General features: G+C 72.3%; 15 protein-coding genes. 6 read left to right on the top strand and 9 right to left on the bottom strand.

The features are described 5' to 3' along the window. Positions 1-198: 198 nt before the first annotated feature. Positions 199-876, top strand: a complete 678-nt coding sequence (locus tag ACTS11_RS13320; protein ID WP_442640794.1) for a DsbA family protein — start codon at positions 199-201, stop codon at positions 874-876. Next, the gene (locus ACTS11_RS13315; RefSeq protein WP_442640793.1) at positions 873-2,003 is read left to right on the top strand and encodes a CaiB/BaiF CoA transferase family protein; all 1,131 of its coding nucleotides are present in this window, start codon (positions 873-875) and stop codon (positions 2,001-2,003) included. Before ACTS11_RS13320 ends, ACTS11_RS13315 begins: the two co-directional genes overlap by 4 nt. A gap of 59 nt (positions 2,004-2,062) precedes the next feature. Here the strand turns inward: ACTS11_RS13315 and lpxK are convergent, their stop codons facing one another. Further along, positions 2,063-3,046 (bottom strand): tetraacyldisaccharide 4'-kinase, encoded by a 984-nt coding sequence (gene lpxK / locus ACTS11_RS13310; RefSeq protein WP_442640792.1) that lies wholly within the window; start codon positions 3,044-3,046, stop codon positions 2,063-2,065. Between the two features lies 1 nt (position 3,047). Beyond that, complete coding sequence (locus tag ACTS11_RS13305; RefSeq protein WP_442640791.1) at positions 3,048-4,349, bottom strand: 3-deoxy-D-manno-octulosonic acid transferase; 1,302 nt, start codon at positions 4,347-4,349, stop codon at positions 3,048-3,050. Positions 4,350-4,538: 189 nt separating this feature from the next. On the opposite strand from ACTS11_RS13305, the gene ACTS11_RS13300 reads away from it, so the two are divergent. Further along, complete coding sequence (locus ACTS11_RS13300; protein WP_442640790.1) at positions 4,539-4,688, top strand: hypothetical protein; 150 nt, start codon at positions 4,539-4,541, stop codon at positions 4,686-4,688. Here the strand turns inward: ACTS11_RS13300 and ACTS11_RS13295 are convergent. From ACTS11_RS13295 to ACTS11_RS13285, 3 genes are all read right to left on the bottom strand, one after another. Continuing rightward, a complete protein-coding gene (locus ACTS11_RS13295) occupies positions 4,685-5,467 on the bottom strand; it encodes a 3'(2'),5'-bisphosphate nucleotidase CysQ (protein ID WP_442640789.1) in 783 nt (260 codons plus the stop codon). The genes ACTS11_RS13300 and ACTS11_RS13295 overlap by 4 nt on opposite strands. Next, positions 5,454-6,809, bottom strand: coding sequence for a TldD/PmbA family protein (locus tag ACTS11_RS13290; protein WP_442640788.1), 1,356 nt, complete (start codon positions 6,807-6,809; stop codon positions 5,454-5,456). The genes ACTS11_RS13295 and ACTS11_RS13290 overlap by 14 nt, the downstream gene beginning before the upstream one ends. An 85-nt stretch (positions 6,810-6,894) precedes the next feature. Next, entirely contained in the window at positions 6,895-8,388 is a 1,494-nt protein-coding gene (locus ACTS11_RS13285; protein ID WP_442640787.1) for a DUF2125 domain-containing protein, read from the bottom strand. A gap of 171 nt (positions 8,389-8,559) precedes the next feature. Between ACTS11_RS13285 and ACTS11_RS13280 the strand changes: the two genes are divergently transcribed. Together ACTS11_RS13280 and ACTS11_RS13275 are read left to right on the top strand one after the other, a co-directional pair. Continuing rightward, positions 8,560-9,336: an SDR family oxidoreductase gene (locus tag ACTS11_RS13280; RefSeq protein ID WP_442640786.1), complete on the top strand. Its 777-nt coding sequence runs from the start codon at positions 8,560-8,562 to the stop codon at positions 9,334-9,336. Further along, positions 9,333-9,956 (top strand): enoyl-CoA hydratase/isomerase family protein, encoded by a 624-nt coding sequence (locus tag ACTS11_RS13275; RefSeq protein WP_442640785.1) that lies wholly within the window; start codon positions 9,333-9,335, stop codon positions 9,954-9,956. Before ACTS11_RS13280 ends, ACTS11_RS13275 begins: the two co-directional genes overlap by 4 nt. A 7-nt stretch (positions 9,957-9,963) precedes the next feature. Here ACTS11_RS13275 and ACTS11_RS13270 read toward each other — a convergent pair whose 3' ends face one another. After that, entirely contained in the window at positions 9,964-10,269 is a 306-nt protein-coding gene (locus ACTS11_RS13270) for an HNH endonuclease (RefSeq protein ID WP_442640784.1), read from the bottom strand. Here ACTS11_RS13270 and ACTS11_RS13265 point away from each other — a divergent pair. Beyond that, positions 10,268-11,482: a TIGR03862 family flavoprotein gene (locus ACTS11_RS13265; protein ID WP_442640783.1), complete on the top strand. Its 1,215-nt coding sequence runs from the start codon at positions 10,268-10,270 to the stop codon at positions 11,480-11,482. The two genes, ACTS11_RS13270 and ACTS11_RS13265, sit on opposite strands and share 2 nt — an antisense overlap. Here ACTS11_RS13265 and ACTS11_RS13260 read toward each other — a convergent pair. The 3 genes from ACTS11_RS13260 to lptE all read right to left on the bottom strand — a co-directional run. Next, positions 11,471-12,067, bottom strand: coding sequence for a glutathione S-transferase family protein (locus ACTS11_RS13260; protein WP_442640782.1), 597 nt, complete (start codon positions 12,065-12,067; stop codon positions 11,471-11,473). The two genes, ACTS11_RS13265 and ACTS11_RS13260, sit on opposite strands and share 12 nt — an antisense overlap. Before the next feature lie 11 nt (positions 12,068-12,078). Then, complete coding sequence (gene holA, locus ACTS11_RS13255; RefSeq protein WP_442640781.1) at positions 12,079-13,110, bottom strand: DNA polymerase III subunit delta; 1,032 nt, start codon at positions 13,108-13,110, stop codon at positions 12,079-12,081. Beyond that, positions 13,107-13,533 (bottom strand): LPS assembly lipoprotein LptE (lptE, locus tag ACTS11_RS13250; RefSeq protein ID WP_442640780.1); only part of this gene is annotated, 427 nt, incomplete at its 5' end. The genes lptE and holA, both read right to left, overlap by 4 nt.

Genomic DNA, 13,533 nt, shown 5'->3' with positions numbered 1-13,533 from the left:
GCTTCGCGGAGGGGCGCGTCGCCTTCGCGCACAAGGCGGCTCCGCCCGCGAAGGAGCCCGATCCCGCGCGGCTGGCCGCCGCGACCGAGGGGCTGCAGGACATCGAGGACGACACCCTGCGCGCCGCGCTCGAGGCACTGGCGCGCAAGGTCGTGGCCGGGTAAGGCCAAGAACTGACAGGACGACTGGAGGCAGAAGATGGATCGCAGGAAGATGCTGATGGGCGCCGCGGGCGTCGGGGCGCTGGCAATCGGGGGGACGATGCTGCTCCGTCCCGGACAGCGGACCGAGGCGCTGCTTCCCGTCGGCGCGGCGAATGCGCAGGCGGCCGATACCGCCGCGGCCCCAGAGGTGCTCGAGATGACGCTCGGCAACCCCGACGCGCCGGTGACGCTGATCGAGTACGCCTCCTTCACCTGCCCGCATTGCCGCACCTTCCACGAGCGGGTGATGCCCGAACTCAAGGCCAACTACATCGACCCCGGCCGCATCAACTACGTCTATCGCGAGGTCTATTTCGACCGTTTCGGCCTCTGGGCCGGCATGGTCGCGCGCTGCGCCGGGCCGGACAGGTATTTCGGCGTCGTGGACCTGCTCTACCAGCAGCAGCCGGAATGGACGCAAGGGCAGCCCGCGGACGTGGCCGACAACCTGCGGCGGATCGGGCGGACCGCGGGGCTCACGAACGAGGAACTCGACGCCTGCCTGACCGACCAGGCCATGGCGCAGGCGATGCTCGCCACCTACGAGGCGAACACCGCGATCCACGACATTCCGGGCACCCCGACGCTGATCATCAACGACGAGATGCACGGCAACATGAGCTTCGCCGATCTCTCGGCGCTCCTCGACGAAGCGCTCGCCGCCGCGGAATGACCGCGCCGCTTGCGGGCGTCCGCGTCCTGGAACTCGCGCGCATCCTGGCCGGCCCCTGGGCCGGCCAGACGCTCGCCGACCTCGGCGCCGAGGTCATCAAGGTCGAGGCGCCCGAGGGCGACGACACCCGCCGCTGGGGTCCGCCCTTCGTCGAGCGCGAGGGCGACCGCTCGGCCGCCTATTTCCACGCCTGCAACCGCGGCAAGAAGTCGGTGATCGCGGACTTCCGAACGGCGGAGGGGCGGGCCCGCGTGCGCGACCTCGCGAAAGGCGCCGATGTCCTGATCGAGAACTTCAAGCTCGGCGGCCTCGCGAAATACGGGCTCGACTACGAGAGCCTGAAGGCGATCAACCCGGGTCTGATCTACTGTTCCATCACCGGCTTCGGCCAGACGGGACCCTACGCGCACCGGGCGGGCTACGACTACATCATCCAGGGCATGTCCGGCCTCATGTCCGTCACCGGCGCGCCCGAGGGGCAGCCGCAGAAGGTCGGCGTCGCCGTCACCGACATCCTGACCGGCCTCTATTCCGTCAACGCGATCCTCGCCGCGCTGCATCTGCGGAAAACGACCGGCACCGGCCAGCACATCGACATGAGCCTGATGGACGTGGCGACCGCCTTCATGGCGAACCAGGCGATGAACTACCTGACCACGGGCATTCCGCCGCAGCGGATCGGCAACGCCCACCAGAACCTCGCGCCCTACCAGGTCTTCGACTGCCGCGATGGCTGGATCATCATCGCGACCGGCAACGATGCGCAGTATCGGCGGCTCTGCGGCCTCCTCGGGCTGGCGGAGATGGCCGGGCACCCGGACTTCCTGACCAACGCCGACCGGATCGCGAACCGGGACGAGATGACCCGGCGCCTGACGGAGGCGACGCTGGCGTGGGGCAAGGCCGATCTTCTGGCAGCCTGCGAGGCGGAGGGCGTTCCGGCGGGTCCGATCAACGATCTGGCCGAGGTCTTCGCCGACCCGCAGGTACAGGCGCGCGGCCTCCGGATCGAGCTCGGCGGCGTGCCGGGCGTGCGCCCGCCCTTCCGCTTCTCGGACGCGGAGGTGGCGCTGGAGCGGCCGGGCCCGGGCCTCGGACAGGACGACGCGACCGAAGGCTGGTCGTAGGGCGGGACCTGTCCCGCCATCGGCCAGCCGTCCGCACGCACGGCGGGACAAGTCCCGCCCTACGCGAACAGCCGGTCCAGCGCCCGATCGAGGGGCCCCCAATCCTCCACGACCAGCCGCACCGGCACCGTCAGCACCCTCGGCCTCAGCGCGGGCGAGAGGCGGACGGCGTCCTTCTCGGTCGTCACCACCTGCGCGCCGAGCGCCTTGGCCTCGCGCAGCATCCGCGTCATCAGCGCGTCCGAGAGCGGCTGGTGATCGCTGAGCGCATGGGCAGCGCGGATGTCGGCGCCGAGCTCGCGCAGCGTCTGGAAGAACTTCTCCGGGTGGCCGATGCCCGCGAAGGCGAGAACCGGCAGACCCCGGAGCGGCAGGCCGGTCGGCAGGGGCTCCAGCAGGCCGCGGAGAAGCGGGCAGGGGATGTCGGCTCCGTGCGACGCGGCGAAGCGGGTCTGCGCCGCCTCGGGGCCGATGGCGAGCACGGCATCCGCCCGCGCCAGGCCCTTCGCCACCGGCTCGCGCAGGGGACCGGCGGGCAGCACGCGGCCGTTGCCGAAGCCGCGGAGCGCGTCCACCACCACGAGCGACAGGTCGTGGGCCAGGGCGGGGTTCTGGAACCCGTCGTCGAGGAGGATCGCCTGGGCGCCCGCCTCTGCGGCCTCCCGCGCACCCGCGGCCCGGTCCTTCGCCACCCAGGTCGGCGCGAAGGCGGCGAGGAGCAGCGCCTCGTCCCCCGTCTCCGACGCCCGATGCCGCCGCGGATCGACGCGGACCGGCCCCTCGAGCGCGCCGCCGTGGCCGCGCGTCACCACATGCGCCGCCACGCCGCGATCCGCCAGCCGCATGGCGAGCGCGATCGCCGTCGGCGTCTTGCCGGTGCCGCCCGCGTTGATGTTGCCGACGCAGATCACCGGCACGCCCACGCGCGCCCGCGTTCCCCGCGCCAGCCTCCGCGCCGTGCCCGCGGCGTAGAGTGCGCCGAGCGGCGACAGGAGCGCCGAAGCCAGGCCGGGGGGCCGGTACCAGAAGCCCGGCGCCCGCATCTCAGGCCCCGCGGCCCGGCGACCCGGCGTCGAGCCGGTGGAGCACCATGTCGAGCGCGCGGTCCGTCACTTCCGCCCCGGAGGAGACGACCTCCCACGCGGCATGGGCCATGGCGGCGGCGCGGTCGGGGTTCAGGAGCTCGTGCACCGCCTCCGACAGCGTGTCGGGCCCCGAGACGAGGCGCGCGGCCCGTGCCTCGGTCAGGCGCTGGTAGATGTCGACGAAGTTTGTGACGTAGGGCCCGTGCAGGATGGCCGAGCCGAGCGCCGCGGGCTCGAAGGGATTGTGCCCGCCGATGGGCTGGAGCGACCCGCCCACGAAGCTGATCGGCGAGACGCGGTACCAGAGGCCGAGCTCGCCCATCGTGTCGGCGAGGTAGACATGCGCCTCGGGCTCGGGCAGTTCGCCCGCCGTGCGCCGGTTGTAGGTCCAGCCGTCGTGCTGGAGGAGGCGCGCGATCTCGTCGCCGCGCTGCGGATGGCGCGGCACGAGGATCAGCAGCAGCCGCGGGTTCACCTTGAGCGCGAGGTCGTGCGCGTCGAGCACGATCCGCTCCTCCCCGTCATGGGTGGAGGCCGCGAGCCAGACGGGCCGCCCGCCGAGCTGCACGGCCATCTCGGTGCGCTCTGCCTCGTCGCAGGGAAGGGCCGCGGCGCCTTCCTTCAGCGTGCCGGTGACTTCCATCCGCTCGGGCGGCAGGCCGAGGCGGCGGAGATACATGGCGGTGATGTCGTCCTGCACCATCGCATGCGAGAAGCGGCCGAGAAGGCTCCGCACCATCCCCTTGAGAAAGCGCCAGCGGTCGTGGCTCGTCTTCGACATGCGGGCGTTGACGATGACCATTGGCACGCCGCGGGCATGGGTCTCGCAGATCAGCGCGGGCCAGAGCTCGCTCTCGCACCAGACGGCGAGGTCCGGTTTCCAGTGGTCGAGGAAGCGCCGCACGAAGGCGCGCGCGTCGAGCGGGATGTACTGGTGGAAGGCGCGGTCGGGCAGGCGCTCGGCCATGACGCCGGCGGAGGTCACGGTGCCCGTGGTCACGAGGACCGAGACATCCTCGCGCTCCTCCAGGATGCGGCGGATCAGTTCGAGAAGCGCGAGGCTCTCGCCGACGGAAGCGGCGTGGAACCACACGAGCTTGCCCTCGGGGCGGGGGCGCCCCGCCTCGCCGCGGCGCTCGCCGATGCGGGCGGCATCTTCCTTGCCCTCCTCCAGCCGCTGCCGGAGCTTGCGGTTGGCGTAGGTCAGGCCGCCGCGGCCGGACCAGGCCAGGTAGAGGCCGAGCGCGATCGATTTCGTCATGATCCTCCTGCCCCGGTCCCGGTCGGACCCACCACCGCCCCGGACCCGCGCGCGCACCCTAAGGGTCTGCCGCGCCCGGTCAAGCCGGGCAGCTCGGGGTAAGGGGAACCGTAATCCATCGTTCACTCTTCGCGTGATACGCAGGAGGTGGCGGCAAGGTCCGTCGACCCGTTCCCGGAGATGCCACGGATGACCCTTCGCCTCAGCCTGATCGCGCTCGCCGCGCTCCTGCTCGTCACCGCGATGGCGAGCGTCTCGGCCATGGTTCCCGCCGTCGGGGACGAGGCGCAGCCGACCATTCTCCTGCCGGCAGCCGGCGGCCGTTCCATCGCGGGCTAGCTCGCGAGACGCCGCCGCAGCAGGGCCGAGTGCAGGCCCGCCGGCGCGGCCATGATCCCCTTTGCGCGGGGGACGGGGGCGTTGAACCACAGCGTCTCGCCCCGCCCGTCCGTCACCGCGCCGCCCGCCTCCGACACGAGGACCGCACCGGCCGCGATGTCCCATTCCCAGGTGTCGCGGAATGTCACCATGCCGTCGAAGCGCCCCTCCGCCACCAGTGCCAGGCGATAGGCGAGCGAGGGCCGGTAGACGCGGGTGAAGGGCGGCACGCCGCCGGGCCAGTGCTTCGCATCGACGTTCGGCTTGGTGGCGAGGATCTGCGCGCCCGTCTCGACCTGTGCGGAGGATGTGCGGATCGCCGTCCCGTTCAAGGTCGCGCCGAGGCCGCGCGCGGCGGCGTAGAGCCTGTCCTTCATCGGCAGGTAGACGACGCCCGCCACCGGCTCGCCCCCGTCGACGATGGCGATGGAATGGGCGAAGCTCGTCTCGCCCTCGATGAAGGCGCGCGTCCCGTCGATCGGGTCTACGACGAAGACCCGGTCGGCGCGGAGGCGCGCGGGATCGTCCTCCGTCTCCTCCGAGATCCAGCCGTAATCGGGCCGCGCCCCGAGGAGGTCGGCGCGGAGCACCCGGTCGATGGCGATGTCGGCCTCGGTCACGGGGCTCTCGTCGGCCTTCGTCCAGATCTCCGGATCGCGGCGGAAGTGCTTGCGCGCGATCTCGCCCGCCGTCCGCGCGGCCTCGACCAGGAGGGCGAGCTCGTCCTCAGGCGCCCGCAATCGTGAGTCCTTCTACAAGAAGCGACGGCACGACATGGCTCAGATGCGTGCGCGCGTCGTTGGCGGGACGGATCGTCCGCAGCATGTCGCCGAGGTTCCCCGCCACCGTGCATTCGTTGACCGGATAGGCGATCTCGCCGCCCTCGATCCAGAAACCCGAGGCGCCGCGGGAATAGTCTCCCGTCGTCGCGTTGACGGAGGAGCCGATCATCGACGTGATCAGGAGGCCCTGACCCATCTCGCGCAGCATCTCCTCGAGGCTCTGCGCCCCTTGGGTCAGCGTCACGTTGGTGACGGAGGGCGAGGGCGGCCCGCCCGTGCCGCGCGCGGCGTTCCCGGTCGAGGCGAGGCCGAGCCTGCGCGCCGTGGCGAGATCGAGCGTCCAGCCCCGCAGCACACCGTCCGCGACGATCTCGCGGGCGCGCGTCGGCAACCCTTCGGCGTCGAACGGGCGGGAGCCGCCGACGCGCGGGCGATGCGGCTCCTCGGTGAGGCTGATGCCCTTCGGCAGCATCTCCTCCCCCAGGAGGTTCCGGGCCCAGGACGCGCCGCGCACGATTGCGCTGCCGTTGGTGGCGGCGAGAAGGTGACCGATCAGCCCGGAGGAGATACGCTCGTGGTAGACGACGGAATAGGCCCCGGTCGGCGGCTTGCGCGCACCGGCGCGGGCCACCGTGCGCTCGCCCGCGATGCGCCCGATCTCCTCGGGGTCGGGCAGGTCGGCGCCGTGGGTGCGGCTCTCGCCGAAATAGTCGCGCTCCATCCGCAGCCCCTCGCCCGTGATCGCGACGCAGGAGACGCCGTGGCTGGTGCGTGCGTAGCCGCCCGAGAAGCCGTTGGTCGCGGCAAGGTGAATGCGCCGGCGCGAGAACCCGGCGCTCGCCGATTGCACCTGGCTGACGCCCGCGACGCCGAGCGCCGCCGCCTCGGCGCGGAGCGCGGCCTCCTCGAGCGCGGCGGGTAAGGGGTCGTCGGACGGATCGGCCAGGTCGAGCGCGTCGGCGTCGCGCAGCGCCGACAGCTCCGCCGGATCGGCGAGGCCCAATGTCGCGTCCTCGGGCGCGAGGCGCGCCATGCCCACCGCCCGCTCGGCCATCTCGCGGAGCGTCTCGGCCCGCGTGTCCGAGGCCGAGACGCTCGCCTGCCGCCGGCCCACGAGGACGCGGAGGCCGATCTCCACGCCCTCCGCCCGCTCGGCCTGTTCCAGGCGACGGTTCAGCACGTCGACCGAGAGCGAGGTGCCATCCACGACCAGCGCGTCGGCACCGTCGGCGCCGGCCTTGCGCGCGGCCTCCAGCATGGCCCCGGCAAGGGCGGCGAGGTCGGTCTCACGGTCGCTCATCGGGGTCTCCGGCCGGAAGGAACGCTGACCCCGGACCTAGGGCCCGCCGCCCCCCGGCGCAAGTCGATCCGTCCCCGCAGCCCCGTTACTGGAGCGGCATCCCGTTCGCCGTGACCGTGCCGTCCGCGCGGAATTCGAGCGTGGTCTCGAGCGTGTCGGGCGTCGCGCCGGGGCGCGAGAACATGCCCGCCACGCCCCGCGCCATGGCCGCCTGCTCGGGCCCGATCACGCCCGCCGCCTGCAACTGGTCGAGGAGCGCGTTGCCGCCCGACAGGCCGATATCGGCGCGGCCGATCGGCTGGGGCGGCATCGAGCCGGGCGCGAAGGTCATGTCCGCCGTCCCGGTCAGCGAGGTGTCCCCGAAGCTGACTTCCAGCTCCGACACGGTGAGCGAGCGCAGCTCGCCCGGCGGAACCGGCGATTCCATCGCGCCGGGGTCGAGCAGGTCGCGCGTGATCTGCACCTGCGCCGCCGCGTCGAGCAGCAGCGTCAGCGGATTGCGCGGCACCTGGCCGGTCGGATCGATCATGCCCCAGACGCCTTCGCCGAGCTCGAGGTCGCGGTAGGCGAAGCGCAGGGACGCCTGCGACGGCTCGGGGCTGGCCGCAAGCGGCACGGTCAGGGAGACCTCGCTCGAGCTTGCCGTGGCGGTGACGGGCACCGGTATCTCGCTGCCCAGCGTCTCGAACGAGATTTCCCGCGCCGAGATGTCGTAGACCAGCGCCTCCTCCGAGAAGGCGAGCGCGAAGGACCCGCCCTCGTTCGCGTAATCGGCGCGGAAGCTGTCCGTCGCCGACTCGAAGGACATGGCGACCCGCGACCAGGCATAGGTGTTCGAGGTGTCGATCTCGGTGCCCCCCGGCAGGCCGGTCGTGGACTGCTGGATCGTGGCGAGCGGAACGATGGTGCCGGACGCGTTCGACTCGAGCGTGCCGATGGCGGTGCTGAACTTGAACTGCCCGGGCTCCTCGTCCTCGGGCGCCCGGACGTCGACCCGCATCGCGAGGCTGCCGACCGACGAGGTGCTGTCGAAGCGCTGCTCCGCGCCCGCCGGGCCGACGAGGTCGTAGGTCGTCGACATGTCGCGAATCGCCACCTCGAAGTCGAAGGGCGGGACGGGCGCGCCGCTGTCGTTGGTGATGCCGTTGTCGCGGACCGTGACGAGGTCCGCGGAATAGACGTAGCTCCGCGCCTCCGGCGTCCCCGAGACCGACACCGCAAGGCCGTCATACTCGACGACGAAGTCGAGCGTGACGTTCGCGCCGTCCTCGTCGGGGAAGGTGAGGGAGATCGCGTAGGGTTCCGAGACCTCGACGACGAGCGTGCCGTCGGCCTGCTCGATCAGCGCGACGCGGTCGAGCCGGCCCACGCCGGCGGCGTCCTCCTCCTCCAGCGTCGTGGTGAGGTTCTGAAGGACCAGCCCGTCGGCCGTCTCGGTGATGTCGGCGGTCATCTGCTGGCCCGCGGCCGCGGCGGCCGCCTGCCATTCGGCCCAGATCTCCTCGGCCATCACCTGCGCGGAGGCGGGGGCGGCGGATGCGATGGCGAGTGCGGAAACGCAGTAAAAAAGGCGGGACATGGCAGGCACGGGCTCCGTTCGGTCCAAACAATCTGGGCGGAGTTCCGCACCTGCGCGCGCGTGCGTCAACCCCGGAAAGCGCGCCTTGCGTGCCGGAAATGGGGTGGCTCCCGCGCGCGGCGGGCGCTAGCTGTTGACGCGACACGCAAGCGACGGCAGCGGGAGACGGCAATGGCGGAGGAACGCGGACGCAGGTTCGACCTGTCGGGAAGGACGGCGCTCGTCACCGGGGCGAGCCGGGGCATCGGCGCGGCGGCGGCGCGCGCCTTCGCCGAACAGGGCGCGAACGTCGTCCTGATGGCGCGGGGCCGGGACGAGATCGCCGCGCTCGCGGGCGAGATCGGCCGGCAGGCCCTGGCGGTTCCGGTGGACGTCACCCGCTACTGGGAGGTGGAGGCGGCCGTCGGCGCCGCGGTCGAGGCCTTCGGGCGCGTCGACATCCTCGTGAACAACGCGGGCGCCATCGAGCCCATCGCGGGGATGGAGGAGGTCGATCCCGACGGCTGGGGGCAGGTGATCGATATCAACCTCAAGGGCGTCTTCCACGGGATGCGTGCGGTCCTGCCCGCGATGCTGGCGCAGGGCCATGGCACGATCCTTACGGTCAGCTCCGGCGCGGCGCACAACCCGCTCGAGCATTGGAGCGCCTATTGCGCCTCGAAGGCCGGGGCCGCGATGCTGACGCGGTCGCTCCACCTCGAGCACGGAAGCGCGGGAATCCGCGCGATGGGCCTCTCGCCCGGCACGGTCGCGACGCAGATGCAGAAGGAGATCAAGGCCTCGGGCGTGAACGCGATCAGCCGCCTCGAATGGACGGACCACATCCCGCCCGAATGGCCCGCGGTCGCGCTGTCCTGGATGTGCACCGCGGAGGCGGACGCGCATCTGGGCGAGGAGATCTCGCTCCGCGCGCCCGAGATCCGGCAGCTTCTGGGCCTCGTGGCATGATCGGGATCGCGAAGGACGGCCCGCTCTGGACCGTCACGCTCGACCGGCCGGAGAAGGCGAACTCGCTGACCGCCGCCATGCTGGAGCGGATGGTGGAGCTGATCGAGGAGGCCGCGGGGTCCGACGACCTGCGCGCCCTCGTCCTGACGGGGGCGGGGGACAAGGTGTTCTCCGCCGGTGCCGACCTCGAGGAGGCGCGCGCGGGCCTCGCCACCTCTCCCCTGTGGGAACAGGTCTCGGGCGGAATCGCGGCGCTGCCCTGCCTCACCATCGCGGCGCTGAACGGCACGCTCGCGGGCGGCGCCTTCGGCATGGCGCTGGCCTGCGACCTCAGGCTCGCGGTTCCGGATGCGCGGTTCTTCTATCCGGTGGCGAAGCTCGGCTTCCTGCCGCAGCCCTCCGACCCCGGGCGTCTCCGCGAACTCGTGGGGCCCGCGCGTGCCAAGCTCCTCCTCCTCGGCGGTCAGAAGCTGAGCGCGGACGAGGCCTACGATTTCGGGCTCGTCGACCGGATCGTGCTGGCCGAGCACCTGATGACGACCGCCCGCGACATCGCCGCCGACGCCTGCGCGGGCAGGGTCGAGGTGCTGCGCCGGATCAAGGCGATGTGCGACGGCTGAGGCGATGTCAGCGCCGCTTCCACCCGCGCCGCGCGCCGGGCGTCTTCGAATGGAAGTCGGGCGGCCGCTTCGCCACCCAGTCGACGAAACGCGCGATGCGGGGATGGGCGCGCAACGCCTCGACGCTCGCATAGCTCCGCGCGAGCTCCGCCTCGGACAGCGTCGCGTGGATCTCGTTGTGGCAGATCTGGTGGAGGAGCACGGTCGGCCCGCCCTTGCCGCCGCGAAGGCGCGGGATCAGGTGATGCAGGCTCTGCTTCGCATGCGCCGGGATCGGGCGGCGGCAGAGGGGGCAGATCGGGTCGTCCGTCATGGCTGAGGAGCATGGGACGCACGGCGCAGACGGCAAGGCCGAGGTCGTCGACGCGCTGGTGATCGGTACGGGGCCGGCGGGCCTGATGGCGGCCGAGACGCTGGCGCGGGCCGGGCGGCGCGTCGTCATCGCGGAAGGCAAGCCGAGCGCGGGGCGCAAGTTCCTGATGGCGGGCAAGTCCGGTCTCAACTTCACCAGGGCCGAGCCGCTGTCGGAATTCAAGGCGGCCTATGGCGCGGCGGAGGCGTGGCTTGCCCCCATGATCGACGCCTTCGGGCCGGAGGAGGCCGTGGCCTGGGCCGAGGGGCTGGGGCAGGAGGTCTTCACCGGCTCGACCGGCCGCGTCTTCCCGGTCGTCATGAAGGCCTCGCCGCTCTTGCGGGCCTGGCTCGGGCGGATCGGAGCGGAGCTGCGCACCGGCTGGCGCTGGACCGGGTGGGAGGGGGAGGCCTGGCGCTTCGCGACGGCGGAGGGTGTCCGCGTGGTCGCACCCCGCGTCACCGTCCTCGCCCTCGGCGGGGCGAGCTGGCGGCGGCTCGGGTCGGACGGGGAATGGGCCGCCCTGCTGGCCTCGAAGGGGGTCGAGGTCGCGCCCTTTCGCCCGGCGAACATGGGGTTTCGCGTGGACTGGACCCCGCACATGGCCGCGCATTTCGGCCAGCCGCTCAAGGGCGTGCGCCTGATCGCCGGAGACAGGTCGGTGCGGGGCGAGGCCGTGATCTCCGCGCGCGGGATCGAGGGCGGCGGCGTCTACGCGATCTCGGCCAATGTCCGCGACGGCGCGCCCTTCGCCATCGACCTCCTGCCCGACCGGAGCCTGGAGGACATCGCCGCCCGCCTCGCCGCCCGCCCCCGGAAACGGACGGTCGCGAAGCATCTCGAGCAGGCGCTGGGCCTCGATGCCGTGAAACGCGCGCTCCTCCAGGAATTCGGACGGCCGCTGCCCGAGGGCGAGGCGCTGGCGCGGCTCCTCAAGGCGCTGCCCGTGCGGCACGAGGGTCCGCGCCCGATGGACGAGGCGATCTCGACGGCGGGCGGCGTCACGCGCGCCGCCGTCGACGACGGCCTCATGCTCCGCGCTCTGCCGGGCGTCTTCGTGGCGGGCGAGATGCTCGACTGGGAGGCGCCGACCGGCGGCTATCTGGTCACGGGCTGCCTTGCGACGGGCCTTCATGCCGGGCGGCACGCCGCCCCATGGCGCTCAGGCGGCTGAGGCGCGGGCGAAGGCGGGGCGGTCGCGCATCCGGCGGGCGTGGTCGCGGAAGGGCTCCGTCACCGGGAACTTCGCGTTCACCGCCCAGCCCATGCAATGCGCGAGCAGGATGTCGGGGATCGTCATGGTGTCGCCCATCAGGAACGGCCCATCCTCGGCCATGCGGGGCACGAACTGCTCCTGGCTGCGCTCGAACTCCCACTTGAGGCTGTCCTTGATCTCGGGGACCCGATGCTCCTCCGGCAGGACGAAGCTGTGGCGCGCGGCGGTCCAGAGGACGGCGTCGAACTCGTCGAGGATCGCGTTCGTCAGGCTGTCCTGCCGCGCGCGCTCGATCGTGCCGGGCGTGTGGGTGAACTGGCCGTGACGGTCGGCGAGGAAGGTCATGATCGCCACCGAATCGGAGATCGGGACGCCGTCGGCCACCAGCACCGGCACCTTTCCGGCGGGGTTGAAGCGCGTCACCTCCTCCGAGCGGGGGGCGGCGGCGACGTGCTCGTAGGGCGCGCCGATCTCCTCCAGCATCCAGAGGACGCGCAGAGTGCGGCTCTTGACCGAGCCGATGACCTTGTAGGGTGCCGTCATGTCTGTCTCCCTCAGCGCCCGCCGCGGGCGGGCAGCATGGCCAGCCGGATCAGCGTGCGTTCCATGATCGCCATCTGCGGCGCCTCGGTCGAGGAGCGCAAGGCGAGATCGGTCTCCACCAGCATCGAGATCGCCGTCTCGAGCTGCGGCCTGCGCCAGCGGCCGAGCTGCCGCTTCAGCCGGTCGCGGCGCGGCCCGAACACGGGCGGACGCTGCGCCGAGAGGCCGACCTCCGCCCCGCCCGGATGGCAGGCGGCGGCGTGCAGCGCCCGGAAATGCCGGAGCGCGGCGATGCAGAGCGGCACCGGCCCCACGCCCTGCGCCTTCAGCCGCGACAGGATCGGCCCGATGGAGCCCGAGGCCGCCTCGGCCGTGGCATGCAGGATGTCGTCGAGCTCCGCCTCGCGCGAGAGGGGGGCGACCGCCTCGAGGTCCGCGGGGGTGGCGGGGTCGGTGTCGCCGCGCTTGTATAGGCCGAGCTTCTCGATCGTCTGCCGGAAGTCGCCGGCCGAAAGGGTTTTCGCCAGCGTCTCGAGGTCGGCCATCGCCTCGCGGCTCACCTCGCGCAGACCTGCGCCGCGCAGAAGCTCCTCGATCTCGGCGCGGCCTGGCGGGTCGTCGTAGACGGCGGCGGCATAGGCGCCCTTGGCCTCCTCGAACACCTTCCGCAGCGCCGAGCGCTTGGCGAGCACGCCCGCCGTCACGATGATCTGCGCGTCGCCCGGCCGCCATTCCGCCAGCGCCGCCGCGAAGACCGGCGCGAGGCCGTCGGTCGCCTGTTCCACCACCACGGCGCGGGGGCCGGGGAAGAAGCCCACGGCCTTCACGGCATCCAGAAGCGCGGCGGTGTCGCTCCGAAGGTCAGCGGCGGAGAGGCGGGCGATCCGCATCTCGGCCTCCGCCTCCGGCCCGACCAGCGCCTCGACCACGCCCGCCCGGAGCTGCGCCACGCGCACGGCGTCCTCGCCGTAGATGAGACCGCCTGCGGCGGCGGGATCGGGCTTCCTGAACCAGGCCTGGGCGTCGCGCGCCGAGAGCTTCATGACCAGGCGCCGGCGCCTGCCAGCAGCCTCGAGACGATCTGGTCGGCGAGCGCGATCATCAGGCGCTCCTCGGCGTCGCGCCGCGCGGCGGCGGTGGCGACGGGCGAGCCCGAACTGGCGAAGGCGGTGAAGGTCGAGACCTCTCCAGCCTGCACCTGCACGCCGGTCGCGGCCTCCGTCACGCGGTAGCTGACGGTGCCGGAGATGTTGATGCGGTTGATGTCGTCTGTCCCGGTCAGCGCCAGCGCCGATTCGGAGGTCTCGATATCGTAGTCGAGCGCCCATTCGGCCCCCGCACCGGCACGCCCCAGCCGGTCCTCCAGCCGCGCGACAAGCCCGAATTCCAGCCCCGTGTCGGGCTCGGCGAAGGCGATCCGGTCCTGGACCGCGCGCCCCGCGCCGCCCGGCCCGTAGACCGGCGTG

Source organism: Roseicyclus sp., from assembly GCF_052168335.1.
Classification (GTDB): Bacteria; Pseudomonadota; Alphaproteobacteria; order Rhodobacterales; family Rhodobacteraceae; genus Roseibacterium.
This window is presented reverse-complemented; position numbering and strand designations above follow the sequence as displayed.

Excerpts from the sequence above, each read along its gene's own strand:
- ACTS11_RS13275 (WP_442640785.1), top strand. The coding sequence starts at position 9,333 with ATGATCGGGATCGCGAAGGACGGCCCGCTCTGGACCGTCACGCTCGAC.
- ACTS11_RS13290 (WP_442640788.1), bottom strand. The coding sequence starts at position 6,809 with ATGAGCGACCGTGAGACCGACCTCGCCGCCCTTGCCGGGGCCATGCTG.
- ACTS11_RS13305 (WP_442640791.1), bottom strand. The coding sequence starts at position 4,349 with ATGACGAAATCGATCGCGCTCGGCCTCTACCTGGCCTGGTCCGGCCGC.
- ACTS11_RS13285 (WP_442640787.1), bottom strand. The coding sequence starts at position 8,388 with ATGTCCCGCCTTTTTTACTGCGTTTCCGCACTCGCCATCGCATCCGCC.
- ACTS11_RS13265 (WP_442640783.1), top strand. The coding sequence starts at position 10,268 with ATGGCTGAGGAGCATGGGACGCACGGCGCAGACGGCAAGGCCGAGGTC.
- ACTS11_RS13260 (WP_442640782.1), bottom strand. The coding sequence starts at position 12,067 with ATGACGGCACCCTACAAGGTCATCGGCTCGGTCAAGAGCCGCACTCTG.
- ACTS11_RS13270 (WP_442640784.1), bottom strand. The coding sequence starts at position 10,269 with ATGACGGACGACCCGATCTGCCCCCTCTGCCGCCGCCCGATCCCGGCG.
- lpxK (WP_442640792.1), bottom strand. The coding sequence starts at position 3,046 with ATGCGGGCGCCGGGCTTCTGGTACCGGCCCCCCGGCCTGGCTTCGGCG.
- ACTS11_RS13320 (WP_442640794.1), top strand. The coding sequence starts at position 199 with ATGGATCGCAGGAAGATGCTGATGGGCGCCGCGGGCGTCGGGGCGCTG.
- ACTS11_RS13300 (WP_442640790.1), top strand. The coding sequence starts at position 4,539 with ATGACCCTTCGCCTCAGCCTGATCGCGCTCGCCGCGCTCCTGCTCGTC.
- holA (WP_442640781.1), bottom strand. The coding sequence starts at position 13,110 with ATGAAGCTCTCGGCGCGCGACGCCCAGGCCTGGTTCAGGAAGCCCGAT.
- ACTS11_RS13315 (WP_442640793.1), top strand. The coding sequence starts at position 873 with ATGACCGCGCCGCTTGCGGGCGTCCGCGTCCTGGAACTCGCGCGCATC.
- ACTS11_RS13280 (WP_442640786.1), top strand. The coding sequence starts at position 8,560 with ATGGCGGAGGAACGCGGACGCAGGTTCGACCTGTCGGGAAGGACGGCG.